This window comes from Saccharothrix hoggarensis, from assembly GCF_052936025.1.
This window is the reverse complement of record NZ_CP193624.1, coordinates 7,556,175-7,577,038: the sequence shown is the minus strand read 5'-3', so window position 1 is coordinate 7,577,038 and position 20,864 is coordinate 7,556,175. Positions and strand designations below refer to the sequence as shown.

Annotated in this window: 18 protein-coding genes; 6 read left to right on the top strand and 12 right to left on the bottom strand. The window is 73.3% G+C overall.

The genetic code is table 11. From position 1 onward, the window contains the following. Nucleotides 1–64 precede the first annotated feature (64 nt). Both ACRAKH_RS34705 and ACRAKH_RS34700 read right to left on the bottom strand, forming a co-directional pair. Nucleotides 65–667: a hypothetical protein gene (locus ACRAKH_RS34705; RefSeq protein WP_380728080.1), complete on the bottom strand. Its 603-nt coding sequence runs from the start codon at nucleotides 665–667 to the stop codon at nucleotides 65–67. Nucleotides 668–820: 153 nt separating this feature from the next. Further along, on the bottom strand, nucleotides 821–1,567 hold the full coding sequence (locus tag ACRAKH_RS34700) for a TetR/AcrR family transcriptional regulator (RefSeq protein WP_380728077.1): 747 nt from the start codon (nucleotides 1,565–1,567) through the stop codon (nucleotides 821–823). Nucleotides 1,568–1,686: 119 nt separating this feature from the next. Here ACRAKH_RS34700 and ACRAKH_RS34695 point away from each other — a divergent pair, with 119 nt between their 5' ends. Beyond that, nucleotides 1,687–3,792 carry an MMPL family transporter gene (locus ACRAKH_RS34695; protein WP_380728075.1) on the top strand — a complete coding sequence of 702 codons (2,106 nt, stop codon included), beginning with the start codon at nucleotides 1,687–1,689 and terminating at the stop codon, nucleotides 3,790–3,792. A gap of 55 nt (nucleotides 3,793–3,847) precedes the next feature. Here ACRAKH_RS34695 and ACRAKH_RS34690 read toward each other — a convergent pair whose 3' ends face one another. Both ACRAKH_RS34690 and ACRAKH_RS34685 read right to left on the bottom strand, forming a co-directional pair. Beyond that, entirely contained in the window at nucleotides 3,848–4,861 is a 1,014-nt protein-coding gene (locus tag ACRAKH_RS34690) for a YncE family protein (RefSeq protein WP_380728073.1), read from the bottom strand. 250 nt (nucleotides 4,862–5,111) lie between these two features. After that, entirely contained in the window at nucleotides 5,112–7,367 is a 2,256-nt protein-coding gene (locus ACRAKH_RS34685; protein WP_447009541.1) for a DUF2339 domain-containing protein, read from the bottom strand. An 89-nt stretch (nucleotides 7,368–7,456) separates the two neighbouring features. Between ACRAKH_RS34685 and ACRAKH_RS34680 the strand changes: the two genes are divergently transcribed. Both ACRAKH_RS34680 and ACRAKH_RS34675 read left to right on the top strand, forming a co-directional pair. Then, on the top strand, nucleotides 7,457–8,329 hold the full coding sequence (locus tag ACRAKH_RS34680) for a ribokinase (RefSeq protein WP_380725966.1): 873 nt from the start codon (nucleotides 7,457–7,459) through the stop codon (nucleotides 8,327–8,329). Between the two features lie 190 nt (nucleotides 8,330–8,519). Then, complete coding sequence (locus tag ACRAKH_RS34675; protein ID WP_380725965.1) at nucleotides 8,520–10,151, top strand: putative PEP-binding protein; 1,632 nt, start codon at nucleotides 8,520–8,522, stop codon at nucleotides 10,149–10,151. 182 nt (nucleotides 10,152–10,333) lie between these two features. On the opposite strand, the gene ACRAKH_RS34670 is transcribed toward ACRAKH_RS34675, so the two are convergent. Next, complete coding sequence (locus tag ACRAKH_RS34670; RefSeq protein ID WP_380725964.1) at nucleotides 10,334–11,203, bottom strand: LysR family transcriptional regulator; 870 nt, start codon at nucleotides 11,201–11,203, stop codon at nucleotides 10,334–10,336. Nucleotides 11,204–11,295: 92 nt separating this feature from the next. Here ACRAKH_RS34670 and ACRAKH_RS34665 point away from each other — a divergent pair, with 92 nt between their 5' ends. Beyond that, nucleotides 11,296–11,733: a hypothetical protein gene (locus tag ACRAKH_RS34665; RefSeq protein ID WP_380725962.1), complete on the top strand. Its 438-nt coding sequence runs from the start codon at nucleotides 11,296–11,298 to the stop codon at nucleotides 11,731–11,733. 45 nt (nucleotides 11,734–11,778) lie between these two features. Beyond that, nucleotides 11,779–11,967, top strand: a complete 189-nt coding sequence (locus ACRAKH_RS34660; RefSeq protein WP_380725960.1) for a hypothetical protein — start codon at nucleotides 11,779–11,781, stop codon at nucleotides 11,965–11,967. Between the two features lies 1 nt (nucleotide 11,968). Here the strand turns inward: ACRAKH_RS34660 and ACRAKH_RS34655 are convergent, their stop codons facing one another. The 6 genes from ACRAKH_RS34655 to macS form a co-directional block, all read right to left on the bottom strand. Continuing rightward, nucleotides 11,969–13,147 (bottom strand): glycine C-acetyltransferase, encoded by a 1,179-nt coding sequence (locus ACRAKH_RS34655; RefSeq protein WP_380725958.1) that lies wholly within the window; start codon nucleotides 13,145–13,147, stop codon nucleotides 11,969–11,971. Then, the gene (gene tdh / locus ACRAKH_RS34650; protein ID WP_380725956.1) at nucleotides 13,147–14,181 is read right to left on the bottom strand and encodes an L-threonine 3-dehydrogenase; all 1,035 of its coding nucleotides are present in this window, start codon (nucleotides 14,179–14,181) and stop codon (nucleotides 13,147–13,149) included. Before tdh ends, ACRAKH_RS34655 begins: the two co-directional genes overlap by 1 nt. Nucleotides 14,182–14,217: 36 nt before the next feature. Beyond that, nucleotides 14,218–15,681, bottom strand: coding sequence for an SDR family oxidoreductase (locus tag ACRAKH_RS34645; RefSeq protein WP_380725954.1), 1,464 nt, complete (start codon nucleotides 15,679–15,681; stop codon nucleotides 14,218–14,220). Nucleotides 15,682–15,748: 67 nt separating this feature from the next. Next, on the bottom strand, nucleotides 15,749–16,423 hold the full coding sequence (locus tag ACRAKH_RS34640; RefSeq protein WP_380725952.1) for a DUF1707 SHOCT-like domain-containing protein: 675 nt from the start codon (nucleotides 16,421–16,423) through the stop codon (nucleotides 15,749–15,751). 3 nt (nucleotides 16,424–16,426) lie between these two features. Continuing rightward, nucleotides 16,427–17,077 (bottom strand): response regulator, encoded by a 651-nt coding sequence (locus ACRAKH_RS34635; protein ID WP_380725950.1) that lies wholly within the window; start codon nucleotides 17,075–17,077, stop codon nucleotides 16,427–16,429. After that, nucleotides 17,074–18,180 (bottom strand): MacS family sensor histidine kinase, encoded by a 1,107-nt coding sequence (gene macS / locus ACRAKH_RS34630; protein WP_380725948.1) that lies wholly within the window; start codon nucleotides 18,178–18,180, stop codon nucleotides 17,074–17,076. Before macS ends, ACRAKH_RS34635 begins: the two co-directional genes overlap by 4 nt. 221 nt (nucleotides 18,181–18,401) lie before the next feature. Between macS and ACRAKH_RS34625 the strand changes: the two genes are divergently transcribed. Continuing rightward, nucleotides 18,402–19,598 (top strand): GGDEF domain-containing protein, encoded by a 1,197-nt coding sequence (locus ACRAKH_RS34625; protein WP_447009540.1) that lies wholly within the window; start codon nucleotides 18,402–18,404, stop codon nucleotides 19,596–19,598. Nucleotides 19,599–19,608: 10 nt separating this feature from the next. Here the strand turns inward: ACRAKH_RS34625 and ACRAKH_RS34620 are convergent, their stop codons facing one another. Then, the gene (locus ACRAKH_RS34620; RefSeq protein ID WP_380725967.1) at nucleotides 19,609–20,793 is read right to left on the bottom strand and encodes an AI-2E family transporter; all 1,185 of its coding nucleotides are present in this window, start codon (nucleotides 20,791–20,793) and stop codon (nucleotides 19,609–19,611) included. Nucleotides 20,794–20,864: the final 71 nt, after the last annotated feature.

The window sequence follows — 20,864 nt, the reverse complement described above, 5'->3', positions numbered from 1 at the left end:
CGGTTCGCGTGCGCCGGGTTCGCGGAGGTGCCGTTCGCGTGCGCCGGGTTCGCTTGCGCCGGGGTCACGGGCGCGGCAGCTGGGCGGCGACTTCGGTCATCGCGTCGAGCAGGTCCGGCTCGACCTGCCCGGCCGCCGGTTCGGCCTCGGCGATGGTGATGGTGGTGTCGTTGGTCTCCGACCAGTAGTGCCGGGCGGTGAACCCGATCTCGGGCAGGCCGACGAGGCCGCCGCTGAGCGGCTTCACGTCGCCGGAGCCCTGCTCGTCGATCACGCGGTCGAACTGCCTGGCCTGGTTGCGGCCGGGGAACGTCACCCAGACCACGGAGACGACGGCCGCGTTGCCCGCGTGGTCGCCGACCGCGAGCAGCAGGCGGTCCAGCGACGTGCACGGCGTGCGCGCGAAGAAGTCGCGCACCTGGCCGAACGAGTTGCCGAGGCAGTCGGTCTCCTGCTTGAGCGCCTGCTTGGCGATGGCGACGCCGAGGTGCCGCATGGCGCCGTCGGTGTCACCGCCGCGCGCCGCGCGCTTGGCGTCCCACTTGCGGACGCTGATGCTCTCCACGGGGGCCGCGCCGCCGCCACCGCTCGCGCCCGAGTTCAACGCCGCCCCGCCCGCGCCGCCCGCGCCCGCGAGGACGACGAGCACCGCGGCGACGAACGCCACGCCCCCGGACCCCTTGTCGCTTCCCGCCACCATCCCGCCCCGAGTCGTCTCCGCCGTGCGGACGACCCATGCAACCGCGATCCCGCGCACTCGTTGCCCGGTGAGGGGCAAAAGCCCTCGAACGGCCCAGCAAGTGTGCCCGGAAGTCGCACTTCACCGTTGCGGAGGGAAACCCATCTCGCCCAGGATCTGCGCCAGCATCGAGTCGAACATGGGCTCGGGGTTCGTCACGGCGAACGGGAAGCGGCCGAAGACCTCCAGCGCGACGTGCCCGTAGATCCGCACCCACGACTGCGTGATGTGGTAGACCGCGCCGAGCGGCAGGACGTCGTCGGCGAGCTCGACGCCCCGGTCGTTCACGGTGGCGAGTAGAACGCGCTGGAACGCGGCGAGGTCCGCGTGCAGGCACTCCGGGACGTCGGCGTCCACGTTGTCGGGCAGCGGGTGCGAGGCGATGAGCCTGCCCGCGACTTCCAGGAAGACCCGGCCGAACTGGTCGCCGACCTGGCTGTGGTCCTCGGTCGGGTGGCACTTCCCCAGGGTGTCCTCTGTGGACGCGAAAACCAGCGCGAACTCCTGCGGGTGCGCGAGCGCCCAGCGCCGGAAGCCGCGGCACACCGCGTAGACCTGCCCGCTGGTGTCGTCGTCGGGGACCTGGCCGAGGTCGGCGTTCAGCTCGGCGGCGAGGTCGGTGCAGATGTCGTCGGCGAGCCGGCGGAGCAGGTCCTCGCGCGAGTCGTAGTACCGGTAGAGCGCCGGCGCGGTGATGCCGAGTTCACGTGCGATGGCACGCAGAGTCACGGCGTCCCGGCCGTGCTGCACGAGCAGGGCGCGGGCGTGTCGCCTGATGTCACGCTCGGTCTCCGCGCGGAGGCGTTCTCGCCGCGTGGCCTCGGTCATATGTCACCCAATCAGGTTGTAAACGGTGTTCACTCGGTATAACTTCGGGACGTCGGTGAACGGTGTTTACGAAGTTGACGCCATTCACCCAACGGTAGCCCATAGGCCTGGGAGGACGCGTGTTCGCGAAGTGGGGATCGCTGGCGTACCGCCGCAGGTGGGTGGTGCTGGTCGCGACCGTGGCCCTCGCCGTCGTCGGCGGCATCTGGGGCCTCGGCGTGTTCGACCGGCTCAGCCAGGGCGGCTACGAGGCGCCGAGCAGTGAGGCCGCGCGGGCCAACGAGGTCGCTCAGGACGCGTTCGGCCGGCAGGGCGGCGACGTCATCGTCGTCTACGACACCGCCGACCCCGCCCGCGTGCAGCAGGTCAACGACCAGCTGTCCGGCCTGCCCGGCGACGCCACCCTGCCCGTGCCCCCGCTCTTCGTGGCGCCGGACACCGGCAAGTCGCTCGCCGTGATCACGCTGCGCTCGGGCGACTCGAACACGCAGATGAAGCAGTACGCGCAGATCTCCGACCAGCTCCAGGTCGACGGTCTCGACGCGCAGGTCGGCGGCCTCGTGCCGACCCAGAAGGCGATCAACGACATGTCCGCCGACGACCTCACCAAGGCCGAGGCGGTGTCGCTGCCGATCGTGCTCGTCCTGCTGATCATCATCTTCGGCGGCCTGGTCGCCGCGTCGCTGCCGGTGCTCGTCGGCGGGCTCGCGATCATGGGCTCGCTCGGCGTGCTGCACGCCGTCTCGTTCGCCGCCGACGTCAACTCGTTCGCCGTCAACGTGGCCAGCCTGCTCGGGCTCGGCATGGCGATCGACTACGGGTTGTTCATGGTCGGCCGGTTCCGGGAGGAACTGGCCGCGGGCCGGAGCACGCCGGACGCCGTGCGCCGGACCGTCATGTCCGCCGGCCGCACCGTCGTGTTCTCGGCGACGCTCCTCGTCGTCGCGCTCGCCGGCCTCCTGCTGTTCCCCCAGGGCTTCCTGAAGTCCCTCAGCTACGGCGGCATGTCGGCGGTCGCGATCGCCGCGCTCGTGTCCGTCACCCTGCTGCCCGCGCTGCTCGGCATCCTCGGCCACCGCGTGGACAAGCTCGCCATGCCGTGGCGCAAGTCCAAGGTGGCGTCCGACGCGGGCTGGCGGCGGCTCGCCGGCCGGGTCATGAAGCGCCCGGTGCTGGTCGCCCTGCCGATCGTGCTGGTCCTCCTCGCGCTCGGCGCGCCGTTCCTCGGCGTGAAATTCGGCGAGGTCACCGAGAAGGTGCTGCCCGAGGGCACGCCGGCGCGCGTCGCCGCCGAGACGATCAACACCGACTTCGCCGCGATGTCCAACTCCGGCCTGAAGATCGTGGTGACCGGCGGTCCCGCGCAGGCCGACGTGGAGCGGTTCGTCGCCGACGTCAGCGCGGTCCCCGGCGTGGGCGACGCGCGGGTCGCCGCACCGCCCAGCGCCGACGGCGTGTGGCTGATCAACGCCGGGCTCGACCAGGACGCGCTGAGCGACGAGTCGAAGCAGGCGCTGAGCGACGTGCGCGCGTTGACCGCGCCCGGTGACGAGGTGCTCGTCGGCGGCAGCACGGCCATGGTGTCCGACAGCCTCGACGCGATCGCCGACAAGCTGCCGTGGATGGCGCTGCTGCTGATCGGGGCGACGTTCGTGCTGATGTTCCTGGCGTTCGGCTCGGTGCTGCTGCCGATCAAGGCCGTCGTGATGAGCGCGCTGAGCCTGTCCGCGACGTTCGGCGTGCTGGTGTGGGTGTTCCAGGACGGGCACGGCGCGTCGCTGCTCGGCGTGACGCCCATGCCGCTCGAATCCGGGATCGTGGTGCTGATGGCGGCCATGGTGTTCGGGTTGTCCACGGACTACGAGGTGTTCCTGCTGTCCCGCATGGTCGAGGCGCGCGGGCGCGGCGCGTCGACCGAGGAGGCGGTGACGGCGGGCCTGGCGAAGACCGGGCGCGTGATCACGGCGGCGGCGCTGCTGCTGATCGTGGTGACCGGCGCGTTCGCGTTCTCGCAGATCACGATGATGCGGTTCGTCGGGGTCGGGATGATCCTGGCGCTCGCGCTGGACGCCACCGTGGTGCGGATGCTGCTCGTGCCGGCCGTGATGAAGTTGCTCGGCGACGCCGTGTGGTGGGCGCCGGGGCCGTTGAAGCGCATCCAGGAGCGGATGGCGATCCACGAAGAGGCTCCCGCTGAGGACGAGAAGGTGCCGCAGCCGGTGTAGGTCCCGGCGGTCCCGGGTCGGGTTCCGGCCGGGCGGTCCTGATCGGACGGTCCGGCTAGGACCCGGCGGGTGGTTCGAACGCGATGGCCGTGGCCGCGAAGCCGCGGCCACCGTCGTTCAGGCCCGTCAACCGGAACGTCCGCAGCACCTCGTTGTCCGCGCTGTCCAGCACCGTCGTGGTGTCGCCGGTGGCCAGGAACACGCGGCGGTCGCCGGGCGCGATGGCGAGCGTGTCGACGGTGAACGGCAACGTCTTCGTGGCCCGCGTCGTCGCGTCGAGCACGGCGACCTCGCGGGACAGGGCGACGTAGACGTGCCGCCCGTCCGGGGTGACCGCGAGGGCGCCCGCGCCCTTGCCGACCGGTGTCGTCCAGCGCACCCGCCGGGCGTGCGGGTCGATCAGGGCGACGGAACCGGTGCCCTCGCGGAGGTCGAGCGTGCTGACGTAGACCGCGTCGCCGTCCGGGCTGATCGCCACGTGCCGCGGCATCCCGCCGACGTCGATCGTGGTCTTCGGGCTGGCGGTGGCGGTGTCCAGCACGCTGACCGTGCCGTCCTGGGAGTTCGCGACGTACAGCTCGCCCCCGTCGGGGCTGATCGCGATGCCCTGCGGCTGGCCGCCGGCCGGGATCGCCGCCACCAGGCGGAACGCCACCGGGTCCACCACCGCGACCGACCCGCTCCCGGTGACGTAGAGCCGTTCGCCGTCGGGGCGCAGCACCGCCTGGGCCAGGCGCGCGCCCGCGTCGATCCGGCCGACGACCTCGCCGGACACCGGGTCGACCGCCGTGATCACGCCCGCCCACCCGTTGACGACGTACACGCGTCGGCCCTCTGCGGCGACGGCGGCGCCGGTCGTCCACGCCCCGGTGTTCGCGCTGCCGCGCACCGCGCCGTCCGACGTGTCGAACACCTGCACCCGCCCGCCGTGCGCCACCACGTAGGCCTTGGGCGCGGGCGCGCCGCCCGCGGTCACCACCGGCGAGGTCGTCCGGCCCGAGGTGGAGAGGCCGGCGGCGATGAGGAGGGCGGCGATGCCGAGGGCTGCGGTGCGTCGTCGTCCCCACATGGCTGGATGGGAACACCGCCGCTCGGTCGGGTTCCACCTTCGTCCTACGGACGAGTGGCATTTGTGCCGGACCGGGTGATCCGCGCGCGCCCGTGACGGCGGCTGCGGCGTGTGTGCCCGGCGCCGGTCGCTCGGGGGGCGAAACGACCGACGCCGGACCCCTGCCGGTGCGAGGCACCGGTGGTCGAACCCCGACGACTTAGAACTACCACCAGGTTGACGCAGTCCGGGCCGTTTTGGATCCCGAGAGCTACGAATCAGCCGAAATTCGTCGAGTTGCCACCAGCTTGGCGTAACGCGTGCCCGCTGTCAGGAGGACGAGACCCGCGCCGATGAACGCGAGGACGCGCGCGATGCCGTCCAGCGCGGCCATGTCGAACAGCAGCAGCTTCGCCACCGCGGCTCCGACCAGCACCAATCCGGCCACGCGCAGGGACTTCCGGTCGATGCCGCGCACCAGGAGCACCAGTGCGGCGACCGTCCACGACACCGTCACGATCGAGTGACCGAAGAGGAATCCGGTCACGTCCTGCGACACCAGCAGCGCCGCGCACAACACGAACCCGGCCGCGGCGTACAGCAGCACGACGCCCGCCACCACCCACGGCAGCGGTTCCCGGCCGAGGACGCGGAGCCTGCTCGCGACCCACGGCAGCACCACCGCCAGCGCGCCGAGGACGAGGGAGGTCAGCATGCCGGACACCAGGAAACCGCTGGTGTCCACGCGTTGCGGACCGTCCAGCAGCAACCGCGGCGGCACGGCGTCACCGACGGCGAGCAGGAAACCGATCACGCCGAACAGCGCCGACCCGAGCAGCGGGCCGCGCGAGGCGAGCACCTTGGCCAGGAACGCCAACAACAACGCTTCGGCCAGGACCACGGCGGCGCGCGTGCTGCCGTCGAGGGCGAGCGCGGTCGCCTGGAACAACGCGAACACGCCGACCGCGCCCACGGCCGCGCCGAAGTTCTTCGGCAACGCCTTCCGCCCGGCGGCCCACAGCGCGAGCATCATCACCGCGACCGCGCCGGCCACGACGGCGTCGAGAGGACGGTCGAGGACGACGGTCGTCAGCAGGGCGGGCATCGGCGAGCCGACCGCGAGGGCGAGCGCCGTGGTGTCGTCCGGCCGGACCTTCGTGGTGAGGACGGCGGCGGCCACGCCGATCACGGCGGCCAGCAGGGCGATCCCGGCCAGCACGTGCGGCTCGTCGACGCGGTTGATGGTGAGGATCGTGGCCAGCAGCGGCGGAACGCCCGCCGTGACCGCGAGCCACGGCCAGTCGCGCTTGAGGTGGACCGGGCTCGCGGCGATCTTCAGCACCAGCAGGAACGCCACCAGCAGCGGCGTGAAGCCCTCCGTGAGGACCGGCGCGCACGCGGCGCAGGCGGCGACCACGCCGATGGCCAGCGCCGCCGAGTCCCACCGCAGCGCCAGCAGCAGCCCGCCGGCCGCGACGAGCAGACCGGCGGCCAGCCCACCGCCGACGGGCAGGTACCCGTAGATCGAGGTGGCCGCGACGACGTCCAGGTAGAGCACCGCGATGCCGGTGGCGGCCAGGGCGAACGCGCCGGTGCGGCCGGTCGGCGTGCGGTGCAGCCACAAGCCGAGGCCGACCAGCACACCGCCGAGCGCCGCACCCGTCAGGACGCGGGGAAGCGGGCCGAGGTAGCCGCGCTGGACGGCGAGGATCAGCAGGAGGACGACGCCGAGCAGGGTGACCGCGCCGCCGACCCAGGCGAGGAGCTTGCTGCCCGCGCCGTCCTGGCTGAGGCGGTCGAAGAGGGACGGGCGCTGCGGCGGAGGGGTGGGCGTCCAGTGGGGAGCCGGTGCGCCCCACGCCTGGTTGCCGTGCGGCGGTTGGCCCGGTGCGGGGTAAGGGGGTCGGCCGCCTTGCTGGGGTGCGCCTTGCTGGGGGGCGCCTTGCTGGGGTGCGCCGTACGTCGGGCCGGGCTGGTTCGGGTACGCGGTGCGGCCGGCCTGCTGGGCGTACGCGGTGGTGTGCTGCGGTGCGCCGGTTTGGGGCGCCGGGTGCGGCGACCGTCCGGCCGGTGCGGTGGTGGCGCCGGCGTTCGCCGCCGCGGAGGCCGCGGTGTGGGCGCTGACCGGCTGGGTGAGGTCCTGGGCGGCCGCGGCGGGCGGGACGGGTTCGGCGGCGGAGGCGGCGGCCTGCTGCGGCGCGGGTCGGTTCGGTCCTTCCGCGCCGGTCGGCCGGTCGGCGGTGTGCGGCGGCGTGGCGGGTTCGGCCTGGCCGGTGGACGCCGTGGCCGGTTCGCCCTCGGCGGTCGGGGCGGGCTGGCTCGGGGCTGGCCGGGTCGGGGCGGGCTGGGTGTGGCCGGTTGAGGGCGCGGCGGGCTGGGTCGGGGCGGCTTGGGGCGGTGGCACGGTGGCGAGTGCCTGCGCGCTGCCCACCCGGTGCAGCTCCAGTCCCACCGCCTCCAGGCGGCGGCCCAGGTGGCCGAGTTCGTCTGCCAGCCTTATCAGGGGTTCCTGCCCAGTCCCGGTCATGTGACCAGGGTCGCCCCTTCCCGGTGTATCCGGAATCCGTACCTCTACTCAGTCCCGGTACCGAACAGGTCACGCCGGCACCTGGCACAGTGCCCACCGTGACGGTTCTCGTGCTCGGTTCGGCCAACGCCGACCTCGTCGTGTCCGTGCCGCGTCGTCCCGCCGGCGGTGAGACGGTGCTCGGTGGCGACACCGTCGTCCTGCCCGGTGGGAAGGGCGCCAACACCGCCGTGGCCGCCGCGCGCCTGGGAGCCTCGGTCGCCTTCGTCGGCGCGGTGGGCGCGGACCAGTACGGGGAGCTGCTGCGGCGGTCGTTGTCGGAGTCGGGTGTGCGGACGGACTTCGTGCGCACGTCGGACCGCCCCACCGGCCTGGCCTACATCACCGTCACCCCGGACGGCGAGAACTCGATCGTCGTCGCGCCCGGCGCGAACTCGGACCTCGGTGTGTCCGATGTGGACGCCCTGACCTGGGACGACGTGTCGGTGCTGGTGTGCTCGCTCGAAGTGCCGGTGCCGACGGTGCGGCACGCCGTCCGTGCCGCCGCGGCCCGCGGGGTGCGGCCGGTGCTGAACCTGTCGCCCGTGGTGGACGTGCCGGCCGACACGCTCGCCCTGCTCGACCCGCTGATCGTGAACGAGCACGAGGCCGCGTCGCTGGCGTCGTCGTTCGCCGGACTGCTGGACCTGGGTCCGCGGTCCGCCGTGGTCACGTTGGGCGCGCGCGGCGCGGCCGTCGTCACGCCGTCCGGTGTGGTCGAAGTGGACGCGCCGGAGGTGTCCGCTGTGGACACCACGGGCGCCGGTGACGCGTTCGCGGGCGCGTTGGCGTTCGGGCTGTCGTCGGGCTCGTCGCTGGTGGAGGCGGCCCGGTTCGCGGCACGGGTGGCCGCGCTGTCGGTGACGGCGGCGGGCGCGCAGCCGTCGTACCCGACGTCGGAGGACGTCCGGAGAACCGGGTGAGGCCCGGTGCGACCCCGGCGTGGCCCCGGCGTGGAGGGCGTCGGCGGTAACCGGGTGACCTGGGCGCTGCCGCCCGAGGCGGTGGGTGCTGCCGTCGGGGGCGGTGCGGCTTTCTGGGGTAGCGGGTTCGGCGCGAGTGGCGTTGGCTGGTCCTTCACGTCCCGTGGACCCGAAGGGTATGGTCTAGACCATGTCGAGCGCGCGGCTGAGCGGTGTCGGGGTCAGTTCCGGTCGGGCTTCCGGGCCGGTGGTCCGGGTGGCCGAACCGCTGGGTGAGCCGCCCGCGTCGCCCCCGCCCGCGGACCCGGCGGCCGAGGCGGCGCGGATCAGGCCCGCCGCCGACGTCGTCGTGGCCAGGCTGCAGGCGCGGGCCGCCACCGTCACCGGGGACGCCAAGGACGTGCTGGAGACGACCGCCGCGATGGCGGCCGACCCGGCGTTGCTGTCCCAGGCCGAGAAGCTCGTGGCGTCCGACTCGCTGCCCGCCGCACGGGCCGTGCACCAGGCCGCGGCCGGGTTCATCTCCGCCCTCGAAGCCGCCGGCGGGTACATGGCCGAACGGGCCCGCGACGTGCGGGACGTGCGCGACCGGCTCGTCGCCGAGCTGCTCGGCCTCGCCGCGCCCGGCGTGCCCGACCTGACGTCGCCGTCCGTGCTGGTGGCGCGCGACCTCGCCCCCGCCGACACCGCCGGGCTCGACCCGTCCAAGGTGTTGGCGCTGGTCACCGAGGAAGGCGGGCCGACCTCGCACACCGCGATCCTGGCTCGTTCGCTGGGCATCCCGGCCGTCGTCGCGTGCCGCGGCATCCTCGACCTCGACGTGCCCGCCCTCCTCGTGGACGGCGACACCGGCGTGGTGCAGGCGTCCGACGGCACGGTCCGCGCGGCGCACGTCGCCGGGCGCGCCGAGTGGAACGGCGTCGGCGTGCTGCGCGACGGGTACCGGGTGAAGGTGCTCGGCAACGTCGGCTCGCCCGCGGACGCCGTCGCGGCCGCCGCCGGTGGCGCCGAGGGCGTCGGCCTGTTCCGGACCGAGTTCTGCTTCCTGTCGGCGTCGACCGAGCCGTCCGTCGCCGACCAGCGCGAGGCGTACGCGGCGGTGCTCGCGCCGTTCGCGGGCAAGCCGGTGGTCGTGCGGACCCTCGACGCCGGCGCGGACAAGCCCCTGGCGTTCCTGTCGCCCGAGCCGGAGCCGAACCCGGCGCTGGGCGTGCGCGGCCTGCGCGTCGCGTTCGACCGGCCGGACGTGCTCGAACGCCAGCTCGAAGCGATCGCCCTGGCCGCCGCCGACACCGACGCCGAGGTGTCCGTGATGGCGCCCATGGTCGCGACCGCCGCCGAAGCCGGGTGGTTCGTGGAACGCGCGCGTGCGGCCGGCCTCCGGCGTGCCGGCGTGATGATCGAGATCCCGGCGGCGGCCCTGGTGGCCCGCGAGGTCCTGGCCGTGGTCGACTTCGTCTCGATCGGCACGAACGACCTCGCGCAGTACGTGTTCGCGGCGGACCGCCAGGTCGGCGCGGTGGCCGCCCTCAACGACCCGTGGCAGCCCGCCCTGCTCCGGATGATCAAGCTCGTCGGGGACGCGGGCACGGCGCTCGGCAAGCCGGTGGGCGTCTGCGGCGAGGCCGCCGCCGACCCGTTGCTGGCGTGCGTGCTGACCGGGTTGGGCGTGACCAGCCTGTCGATGAACCACACCGCGCTGTCGGGCGTGGGCGCGAAACTCGCGTCGACCAGCTTCGACCTGTGCCAACTGGCCGCCGCCGCGGCACTCGCCGCCGCCGACCCGGCCGCCGCCAAGCTGGCGGCCCGCGCGCCGCATTGACATGGCCGCTGCTCCGCAGGCGGCGGCACGGTCGCCTGGAAGTCGGTCGTTCCCGCCTGATTTCGTGACGATCGAAAAGCGTGATCGCCACGAAATGAGTCGCGAACGACCGACGCGACCGTGCACATGGCTGCTGCTTCGCAGGCGGCGGCACGGTCGCTGCGACCTCGCGTGAACGTGGTCTAGGGCGCTGCGGCTTGTAGGGCGTCGCGGACCAGTTTGATCAGCGGGTGGTCCTCGCTGCCCCGGCGCACTGCCGCGACCACCCGGCGCAGCGGGGCGGTGCCGCACACCGGGACGCCCCGCACCGCGTTGCGCGGCACCAGCGCCACGCCGGCGCCGGCCCGCACCAAGGCGTCGATGGCCCGGAAGTCGTCGGACGTGTGCCTGATGCGCGGCGCGAAGCCGGCGTGCTCGCAGGCCAGCTCCACGACGTCCCGCACCGGGTTGCCGGGCAGCGGCACGACCCAGTCGTCGTCCGCGAGGTCCGCCAGGTCGACGTCACCCCGCCCCGCCAGCCGGTGACCGCCGGGCAGCACCACGTCGAACGGCTCGGTGTACAGCGGGAACCTGGTCAGCCGCCGGTCGTCGGTCCGCGGCCTGTACTCCTCGGTGATCGCCAGGTCGATCTCGCCGTCCAGCAGCAGCGGCACGCTGGCGTGCCCCTCCACGTCGCGCACCCGCAGCGTCACGCCCGGCGCGGACACCCGCAGCGCGGCCAACGCGGGGGCGACGACCTGCGTGATCGCCGACGCGAAGCTGCCCACGTGCACCGGACCGGTCGTGCCGGACGTGAACGCGGCCAGGGTCGCCTGCGCCCGCTCCAGCTCCGCCGCCACGACGCTCGCGTGCCCGACCAGCAGCTCACCGGCGGCCGTCAGCGACACCCGCCGCCCGCGCCGCCGCAACAGCGGGTGCCCGACCTCCGACTCGAGGGCGGCCAGCTGCTGCGACACGGCGGACGGCGTGAGGTGCAGCGCCTGCGCCGCCGCCGTCACGGTGCCGTGGTCGGCGAGCGCGCGCAGCACTCGGAGTCGCCGTGGGTCGATCACCGGTCCATCCTCATCCAGCGCCCGTCCGGGGCGCGCGGCGCACCGGCGGTTGATCCGGCGCGGGCGCCGGCCGCCGCTGCCATCCTCACCTCATGTCGACCTTCGACCAGCTCGTGGCGGAAGGCGAAGCGGTCCCGACGGAGGGCGGGGACTTCTCCTGGTTCACGGGTCGCGCCACCGAGGAGCGACCGTCGTGGAAGTTCGCGACGCTGCTCGCCGAGCGCGAGCTGACCGACGCGATGATGGGGCCGCAGGTGGTGAGCCCGGACCGCGACCCGCTGGTGGTCGTGGCCGCGGCGGAAGCGGCCGGGCTGGAGGTCGTCGACCTGCGCCGGGAAGCCCTCCGGATGGAGTTCCACGACATCGCGTCGGTCGTCGTCTTCCTGCGCGAGGTCGTCTGGACCGTCCCCGGCTTCACCGTCGACGGGTACCGCGCCCGGCTCGCCCGGCTCCACGACTTCATCGAGCGTCACGGCCCGTTCGTGGCGCACTCGCAGCGGTTCCTGGTCGAGGCCGTGCGACCGCGCTGAGGCCCGGCGGTGTGCGTTCGCGGTCCCCGTGCGGTACCAAGGACCATGCGTTCGAACCGCCGCCTGGAACTGCTCATCGCGTCCGCCGGCCTCCTCGTCCTGATCGTGCTCGGGATCGTCGTGCCCAGCGTCCGCGCGGGCGGGTTCGAGGTGAACGTCCCGATCGCGATCGGCTCGGTCGTCGTCCCCGCGCTCCTCCTCGCGCTGATCGGCAGCCGGAACAACCGCGGCTAGGTCACATCCGGGCGCGGGCGGCCACGAAGGCGTCCACGGCGCGGTTCACGTCGTCCGTCGAGTGCGCCGCCGACATCTGCGTCCGGATCCGCGCCTTGCCGTGCGGCACGACGGGGTACGAGAAGCCGATCACGTAGATGCCCTGCTCCAGCAGCAGGTCCGCCATCCGCGACGCCTCCGCCGCGTCGCCGATCATCACCGGGATGATCGGGTGCTCGCCGGGCAGCAGGTCGAAGCCCTCCGCCGTCATCCGCGACCGGAACAGGGCGGTGTTCTCCCGCAGCCTGGTCAGCAGCTCGCCGGACGAGCTGAGCAGGTCCAGCGCGGCGATCGCGGCGGCCGTGATCGACGGGGCCAGCGAGTTCGAGAACAGGTACGGCCGCGACCGCTGCCGCAGCATCTCCACGATCTCCGCCCGCCCGGACGTGTAGCCGCCGGACGCGCCGCCCAGCGCCTTGCCGAGCGTGCCGGTGACGATGTCCACCCGGTCCTGCACGCCGTACAGCTCCGGCGTGCCGCGCCCGTTCGGGCCGGTGAAGCCGACCGCGTGCGAGTCGTCCACCATGACCAGCGCGTCGTACCGGTCTGCCAGGTCGCAGATCTCGTCCAACGGCGCCAGGTAGCCGTCCATGGAGAACACGCCGTCGGTGGCGACCAGCCGGTACCGGGCGTCGGCGGCGTCCTTCAGCTGCCGCTCCAGGTCGTCCATGTCGCGGTTCTTGTACCGGTACCGGCGGGCCTTCGACAGCCGCACGCCGTCGATGATGGACGCGTGGTTCAGCTCGTCGGAGATGATCGCGTCGTCCGCGCCGAGCAGCGTCTCGAACAGCCCGCCGTTGGCGTCGAAGCACGAGCTGTAGAGGATCGTGTCCTCGGTGCCCAGGAACTCCGACAGCCGCCGTTCCAGCTCCTTGTGCGGCTCCTGCGTGCCGCAGATGAACCGCACCGACGCCATGCCGAAGCCCCACCGGTCCAGCGCCTCGTGCGCGGCCGCCACCAGCCTCGGGTGGTCGGCCAGGCCCAGGTAGTTGTTGGCGCAGAAGTTCAGCACCTCGTCGCCGGAGCCGACGCGGACGGCCGCGTTCTGCGGCGTGCCGATCACCCGTTCGGCCTTGTAAAGCCCGGCCGCGCGGATCTCGTCCAGCCCGGTCCGCAGGTCCTCGCGCATCGCGCCGTACATCAGGGAGCTCCCGTCCAGTCGAGGATGACCTTGCCGCACTTGCCCTCGCGAGCCGTCGTGAACGCCTCGTCGAACGCCGTGTAGTCGAACCGGTGCGTGATCACCGGCGTCAGGTCGAGGCCGCGTTGCAGCAGCACCGACATCGAGTACCAGGTCTCGAACATCTCGCGGCCGTAGATGCCCTTGACCTGCAGCATCTTCAGCACCACGCTGCTCCAGTCCACCGGGAACTCCTCGGCGGGCAGGCCCAGCATCGCGATCCGGCCGCCGTGGGCCATGTTGCCGATCATCTCCTGCAGCGCGATCGGCTTGCCGGACATCTCCATGCCCACGTCGAAGCCCTCGGACATGCCCAGCTCGGACTGCGCCTCGGAGATCGTCCGCTCGGCGACGTTCAGGGCGAGGTCGACGCCGACCTTGCGGGCCAGCTCCAGCCGGTGCTCGCTCACGTCGGTGATGACGACGTTGCGCGCGCCCGCGTGCTTGGCCACGGCGGCGGCCATGATCCCGATCGGGCCCGCGCCGGTGATCAGCACGTCCTCGCCCAGGACCGGGAACGACAGCGCGGTGTGCACGGCGTTGCCGAACGGGTCGAAGATCGCGGCGACGTCGAGGTCCACGGACGCCCGGTGCACCCACGCGTTCTCCTCGGGCAGCACGACGTACTGCGCGAACGCCCCGTCGCTGTGCACGCCGAGGCCGCGCGTGTTGGCGCACAGGTGGCGGCGGCCCGCCTTGCAGTTCCGGCACGTCCCGCAGACCAGGTGGCCCTCGCCGCTGACGAGGTCGCCCACGTTCACCCCGGTCACGGCGGCGCCGGTCTCCACGACCTCACCGACGAACTCGTGGCCGAGCACGAGCGGCGCGTGGATGTTGTGCGCGGCCCACTCGTCCCACGAGTCGATGTGCAGGTCCGTGCCGCAGATGCCGGTGCGCAGCACCCGGACCACCACGTCACCGGGGCCGGGGATGGGGTCCGGTACGTCGGTCAGCGACAGTCCGGGTCCGGCGGTCGCCTTGACCAGTGCCTTCATGCCGGCGAGTGTGCCCCCGCGCGGTTGTGCAGTCCATCAGGACTTTCTGAATTCACTCGTAAGTTCCGCTTCACAGGCGATGTTGCGCGCCATGCCCCCGAACACCAGCCCGTGGAACGGCCACACCAGCCACCAGTACACGTGCCCGGCCAACCCGCGCGGCACGAACACCGCCCGCTGCCGGTACGTCGACCCGCCGCCCGGCGCCGGCGCGACGCGCAGCTCCAGCCACGCAAGACCCGGCACCCGCATCTCCGCGCGCAACCGCAGCAGGCGGCCCCGGTCGATCTCCTCCACCCGCCAGAAGTCCAGCGCCTCGCCGACGTGCAGCCGCCTCGGGTCGCGCCGCCCGCGCCGCAGCCCGACCCCGCCGACCAGCCGGTCCAGCCAGCCGCGCACCGCCCAGGCGAGCGGGAACGAGTACCAGCCGTGCTCGCCGCCGATGCCCTCCACGACCCGCCACAGCCGGTCCGGGGACGCCTCCGTGCGCCGTTCCCGCACGTCCACGTACGACGAGCCGCCCGACCAGTCGGGGTCGGTCGGCAACGGGTCGGCGGGCGCGCCCGGCACCGACGCCCCGGACCACCGGGTCTCCACGTCCGCGTCGCGGACCTTGGCCAGCGCCGCCGCGACCGCCTCGTCGTAACCGGTGTTCCGGCCGGGCATCAGCGACTCGACGTCGTGCTCGCGGCACACCACCTCGTGCACCAGCGACTCGATCAGCGGCGCGGCGATCGACCGCGGCACCGGCGTCACCAGGTTCACCCAGTGCGCGGACAGCCTCGGCGTGAGCAGCGGCACCGGCAGCACCCGCCGCGGCCGCAGCCCGGCCACCGCCGCGTACCGCAGCATCATCTCCAGGTACGTCAGCACGTCGGGGCCGCCGATGTCGAACGCCCGGTTCACGTCGGCCGGGAGCCGCACCGCGTCCACCAGGTACCGGAGCACGTCCCGCACGGCGATCGGCTGGACCCGGTTGCGCACCCACCGCGGGGTGATCATCACCGGCAGCCGCTCGGTGAGGTAGCGCAGCATCTCGAAGCTCGCCGACCCGGACCCGATGATCACCGCCGCCTGCAGCACCACCGCGGGCACCGCGCCGCGCAGGAACACCTCCCCCACCTCCTGGCGCGACGCGAGGTGGGGCGACAGCGCGACCCCCGGCGGGTGCAGCCCGCCCAGGTAGACGATCCGCCGCACCCCCGCGTCCTCGGCCGCGCGCGCCGTGTTCACCGCGGCCCGCCGGTCGGCGTCGGCGAAGTCGGGGTCGTTCAGCGAGTGCACCAGGTAGTGCACGACGTCGACGTCCCGCATCGCCGCGGCCAGTGAGGCCGGGTCGAGCACGTCGCCGCGGACCACCTCGACCCGGTCGGCCCACGGCACGTCCCGCAGCTTGCCGGGGTCGCGGACCAGGCACCTGACCCGGTGGCCGTCCGCCAGCAACCGGGGCACGAGCCGTCCACCCAGGTAGCCGGTCGCGCCGGTGACGAGGCAGTGCACGCCCCGATCCTCGCCGTCCGGGCGACGTCCCGCACGGCGGAGCCCGTCCGGCGGTCCTCTCCGGCGCTCAGGCGTGCCGGAACCAGCGGGTCTTCTTCTTGATCTCCACGTTGCCCGCGCGCACGTGGCCGTGCACGACGAAGTGCGGCCGCCCGTTCGCGCCCGTGCCGACCTTGTCCTTCAGGTTGCTCGCGGCCAGCTCCACGCCGTCGGCGTCGACCGTGGCGCCCTCCGGCAGCACCAGCTTCACCGAACCGGCGGTCACGTCCAGCTCGATGTCCACCACCGCGTGCGGGATGGACGCCTCGCGGAAGTCGAGGTCCGTCGACCCCATCCGGTTGCGCACGAGGAGCTGCCGCGGCACCGCCCAGCGGCCCTTCCGGGCCACCGTGGACATGGTCGCCTTCAGCTCCTGCCGCTCGGCCGGCGCGACGACGGCCCGCTCGTGGTGCACCATCCCCGGCAGGTCCAGCAGCACCGCGTTGAGCTGACCGCGGGTGCGCGCGGCCAGCGCCGTGTCGGTGCGCTCGGTGAACTCGTCCAAGGTGATCAGGCCGCGCCCGATCGCCTTCTGGAGCAGGCCGACGACGTGCTCCCGCTCGGCGTCGGACACGCGGAGGTCCTTGGGGTCCAACGCGGCCGGGTCGGTCCTGGCCGGCTCGGTCACGGCCGCGTCGGCCACTGCCGGGTCGGCCACTGCCGGGTCGGCCATTGCCGGGTCGGTGCTGCCTGGTTCGGTCATCGCTCAGTCCTCCGGCTCGACGTCGAGCCCGTGCTCGATCGCGTACCGCGCCAGCTCGACGCGGTTGTGCAGTTGCAGCTTGCGCAGGGTGGACTGCACGTGGTTCTCCACCGTGCGGTGCGAGATGACCAGCCGGTTCGCGATCTGCCGCGCCGTCAGCCCCTTGGCGACCAGCCGCAGCACCTCGGTCTCCCGCTCGGTGAGCTGCGGCTTGTCCTCGTCCGGCGTGGCGGCCATCCGCCGGTACTCCCCGAGCACCAGCCCGGCCAGGCCCGCCGTGAACACCGCGTCGCCGGCGGCCGTCCGGTTCACCGCCTCGACCAGCTCCTCGGCCGACGCCGACTTCACCAGGTAGCCGGACGCGCCCGCCTTCACCGCCTCCAGCACGTCGCTGTGCTCGCCGCTCGCGGAGAGCACCAGCACCCGCGTGCCGGGCAGCGACCCGGTGATCACCGTCGTCGCCTCGACCCCCGTCGTCTCGCCCAGGTTCAGGTCCATCAGCACCACGTCGGGCCGGACGGCGCGCGCGATCCGCACCGCCGACGCGGCGTCACCCGCGGTGGCCACCACCTCGAAACCGCGTTCGGCCAGGTCACGCGCGACACCGTCGCGCCACAGCGGGTGGTCGTCCACGACCATCACGGACACGCTCATCGGAATACCCGCACCTCCCACTCGGTGCCCTCCCCCGGGCCCGTTTGCAGCTCCAGCGTCCCACGCAGGTCCTCCACGCGGCCCCGGATCGACTGGGCGACGCCCATCCGGCCCTCCGCCTCGGCCGAGGCGAGCCGACCCTCCGGGATGCCGGGGCCGTCGTCGCGCACGCTCAGCACGACCTCGTCGCCGAGGTCTTCGAGCAGCACCCACGCCCGCGCGTCCGGCCCGGCGTGCTTGTCCACGTTGGACAGCGCCTCGCGGACCACGGCGGTCAGCTCGACCACGGACGCGGCGGGCAGCATCACCTGCGTGGCGGGCGTGGACACCTGGACCTTCGACGTGGCGAGCAGCTGCAGCGCCGGCCGCAGGTCGGCGTCACCGTCCACGGTGGACTCGGTGGGGGCGGCGGCCACGAGCGACCGCAGCGCGACCTCCTGCTCGCCGGCGAGCTCGGCGAGCTCCGCCGCCTCGCCGCCGAGTTCCGTGCCGCGCTTGCGCACGCGCGCCAGCACCTGCAGCACACCGTCGTGGATGGACCGGGCCAGCCGCTCGCGCTCGGCCGTCGCCGCCTCGGTGCGCAACGCCTGCGCGAGCCGCACCGCCGACCGGCGCGCCGTGGACGACGCCATGCCGACCACGAAACCGGCGCCGGCCAGCAGCACCACGTCCCGCACCAGGTCGACGCTCAGCTCCCGGCGGTTGAGGTACGTGCTCAGGCCGACCGCGAAACCGGCCAGCGCGCCCGCGACCTGGCCGCCCAGCGCGCCCGCCGCCACCGCCGGCCCGCACGCCCAGATCGTCGTGATCAGCGGGACGTTGTAGAGGAACTGGGCGTCCGTCATGATCAGCGGCGACAAGGACATCAGCCCGCACGCGATCACCAGGTCGGCGACGACGATCCACGGCCGCCGGCCGCTCTCCCGGCTGTAGGCGTGGATCGTGAACGCCGACCACAGGGCCATCACGGCGATCGCGGCCCACGCGAGCCACGGGCGCTCGTAGCCGTCGTGGTGGACCACGGCGTTGCCCAACGCGAACAGGAACGTCACGATGCGTAGCGCTACCGTTCCCCGCCAGAGGTGGGCGACCGGGTCTTCCATCACCGATGGCCCCTGATCGGTTGGCTTTGTGTGCACGGCGTGCTCCCTTCGCGGCCAATCTTGCCGTGTCGGAGTGGCGCAGCTAACCCCCAGGTGGCCGTCTGTTCCGACACGGACATGTGTGCGAGGCTGGCCGGAGTCACCGAGCGTGATCTCTCCGGTTCTGGTTCTCTCCGGCCGAGGACGCGCCCGCGGGCTGCTGTGGCGAGGGAGGGCTGAACGTGCGCCACTGGCCACTGTGGACGCTGAAGCGCTCCGCGCTGGCCTACTGGCTGCTCGTGGACGCCTGTGCGCTGGCCGTCGTCGTCTACGTCATCGTGTCGTCGCCGCAGCCGACCCCCGGCGAGGTCGGCCGGTTCGCGGCCATCGCGGGCACCGCGGGCGCGGTCGTCATCGGCAGCTCGATCTACAGCCACCGCATGGGCGAGTCCGAGCGCAACCCGTGGGCCGCGCACCTCTGCTACCTCACCGCGGGCCTGGTCTCGCTGCCGTGCAACCTGCTCGTCCTGCTGCTCTTCGGCCCCGCGCTGCACGGCGTGCTGACGCAGCGCCCCGAGTCGCACCGCTGGGTGTTCACCCTCTCCGCGACGGCGCTGGCCGTGTTCGGCACCCGGTACGTCATCGGCTGGGACGACCCCACCGCCGACCTCGCCGTCATGGTGCTCGGCGCGACGGTGCTGCTGGTCCTCCGCGCCGGCCTGATCGCGCTCGGCCTCAAGCTGCGCAGCCCCGGCGCGCCCGCCGAGGAGGTCGTCGGCGAGCCGATCGACGTCGTGCTGGGCGTCGTCGCGGTGAGCATCGGCGGCCTGATGGGCTTCGCCGCCGCCGCGACCGCCGTCCACGCGCTCATGGCCGGCCCGCCCCTGGCGCTGCTGGAACGCGCCGCCCAGCTGCCCCAGTGGCGCCGGTCCGCCCAGCGCGACGCGAAGACCGGCCTGGCCAACGCCGTGCACTGGGACGGGCGGGCGCGCTACGAGCTGTCGAAGGCCAGGGCGCGGGACCGGCCGATGGCCGTGATGCTGCTCGACCTCGACCACTTCAAGCGGGTGAACGACGAGGTGGGCCACCTGGCGGGCGACTCGGCGCTGAGCGCGGTCGCCCTGCTGCTCACCGGCACCGTCCGGCGCGGCGACCTGGTCGGCCGGTTCGGCGGCGAGGAGTTCGTGGTGCTGCTGCCCGACGCCGAGCCCGCCGTCGCCCGCGCCGTCGCCCAGCGCGTCCGGCACGCCGTCGCCGACCTGGCCGTGCCCGCGGTCGGCGCGGACGGCCGGGAGCACCTGCTCACCGGCCTGACCGTGAGCATCGGCGTGGCGACCACCCAGCGGTTCGGCTACGAGCTGCCGGACCTGCTGGTGGCCGCGGACGCCGCGCTCCTCGCGGCCAAGGGCTACGGCCGCAACCTGGTCGAGATGGCCTGACCCGGCGTCCCTACCTCTGCCCGCTGTGCTCCGCGTTCGGGTCGTCGCGGTTGTCGATGTCCTCGACCCGCTCGCCGCCCGTGTCCACCGGTCCGCTCTCCTGCGGCTCCAGCACGTCCACCTCGCGCGGCTCGACGTCCTTGTCCGACTCCGACAGCAGCGACCTGATCCCCGAGTTCAGCACCGCCAGCAGCGGCACGGACAGCAGCGCGCCCGCGATGCCGCCGACGACCAACCCGGCGGTGATCGCCAGCACCACGGCCAGCGGGTGCAGCTTCACCGCGCGACCCAGCAGCAGCGGCTGGAGCACGTGGCTCTCCAGCTGCATCACGCCGATCAGCACGGCCAGGATGATCAACGCCTCCAGCGGCCCGTTGGCCACCAGCGCCACCAGCACCGCCACCGCGCCGGTGATCACCGCGCCGACGATCGGGATGAACGCGCCGAGGAACACCAGCGCCGACAGCGGCACGACCAGCGGCACGTCCACGATCCACAGGCCGATGCCGACGCCGACCGCGTCCACGACGGCCACCAGCGCGGTCGCCCGCACGTACGACACGAGCGAGGCGAACCCGCGCCGCCCCGCCACGTCGGCCCGCTCGCGCACGTCCCGCGGCACGATCCGGACCAGGAACCGCCAGATCCCGTCGCCGTCGTGCAGGAAGAAGATGAGCGTGAACAGCGCGAGGATGAACCCGGTCAGCAGCTCGCCGACGGTGGCCGCCGTGGTGAGCGCGCCCGAGGTGATCTCGGTCTGGTTCTCCTTGACCGTCTCCACCACCCGGTCGAGGTACTGCTGGAGCTGCACGTCGCTCAGGTGCAGCGGCCCGTCCTTGAGCCAGCCGCGGATCGTGTCGAGGCTCGCGCTGACCTGCTCCTGCAGCTGCGGCAGGCCCTTGGAGAACTCGGTGATCACGAACGTGAGCACGCCGCCGACCACGGCGATGCCGCCGACCAGCACCATGCCGGTGGACAGCCCGCGCGGCACGCCGGCCCGGGTGAGCTGCGACACGGCCGGCGACAGCAGCGCCGCGAGGAGCAGCGCGACACCGGCCGGGATGACGATCGTGGCCAGGAACCCGACCACCTGGAACACCACGTAGAGGGCGGCGACCACCGCCACGAACCGCCAGCTCAACGCCGCGGACACGCGCAGCATCCGCGGCACCCTGTTGCTGATCTCCGTCTCCATCCTCGTCACGCGGATCACGGTAGTCCGCACGGGCGCTCCCGGTGGGGCGGTCGGGCATCGCGGTGACGCGC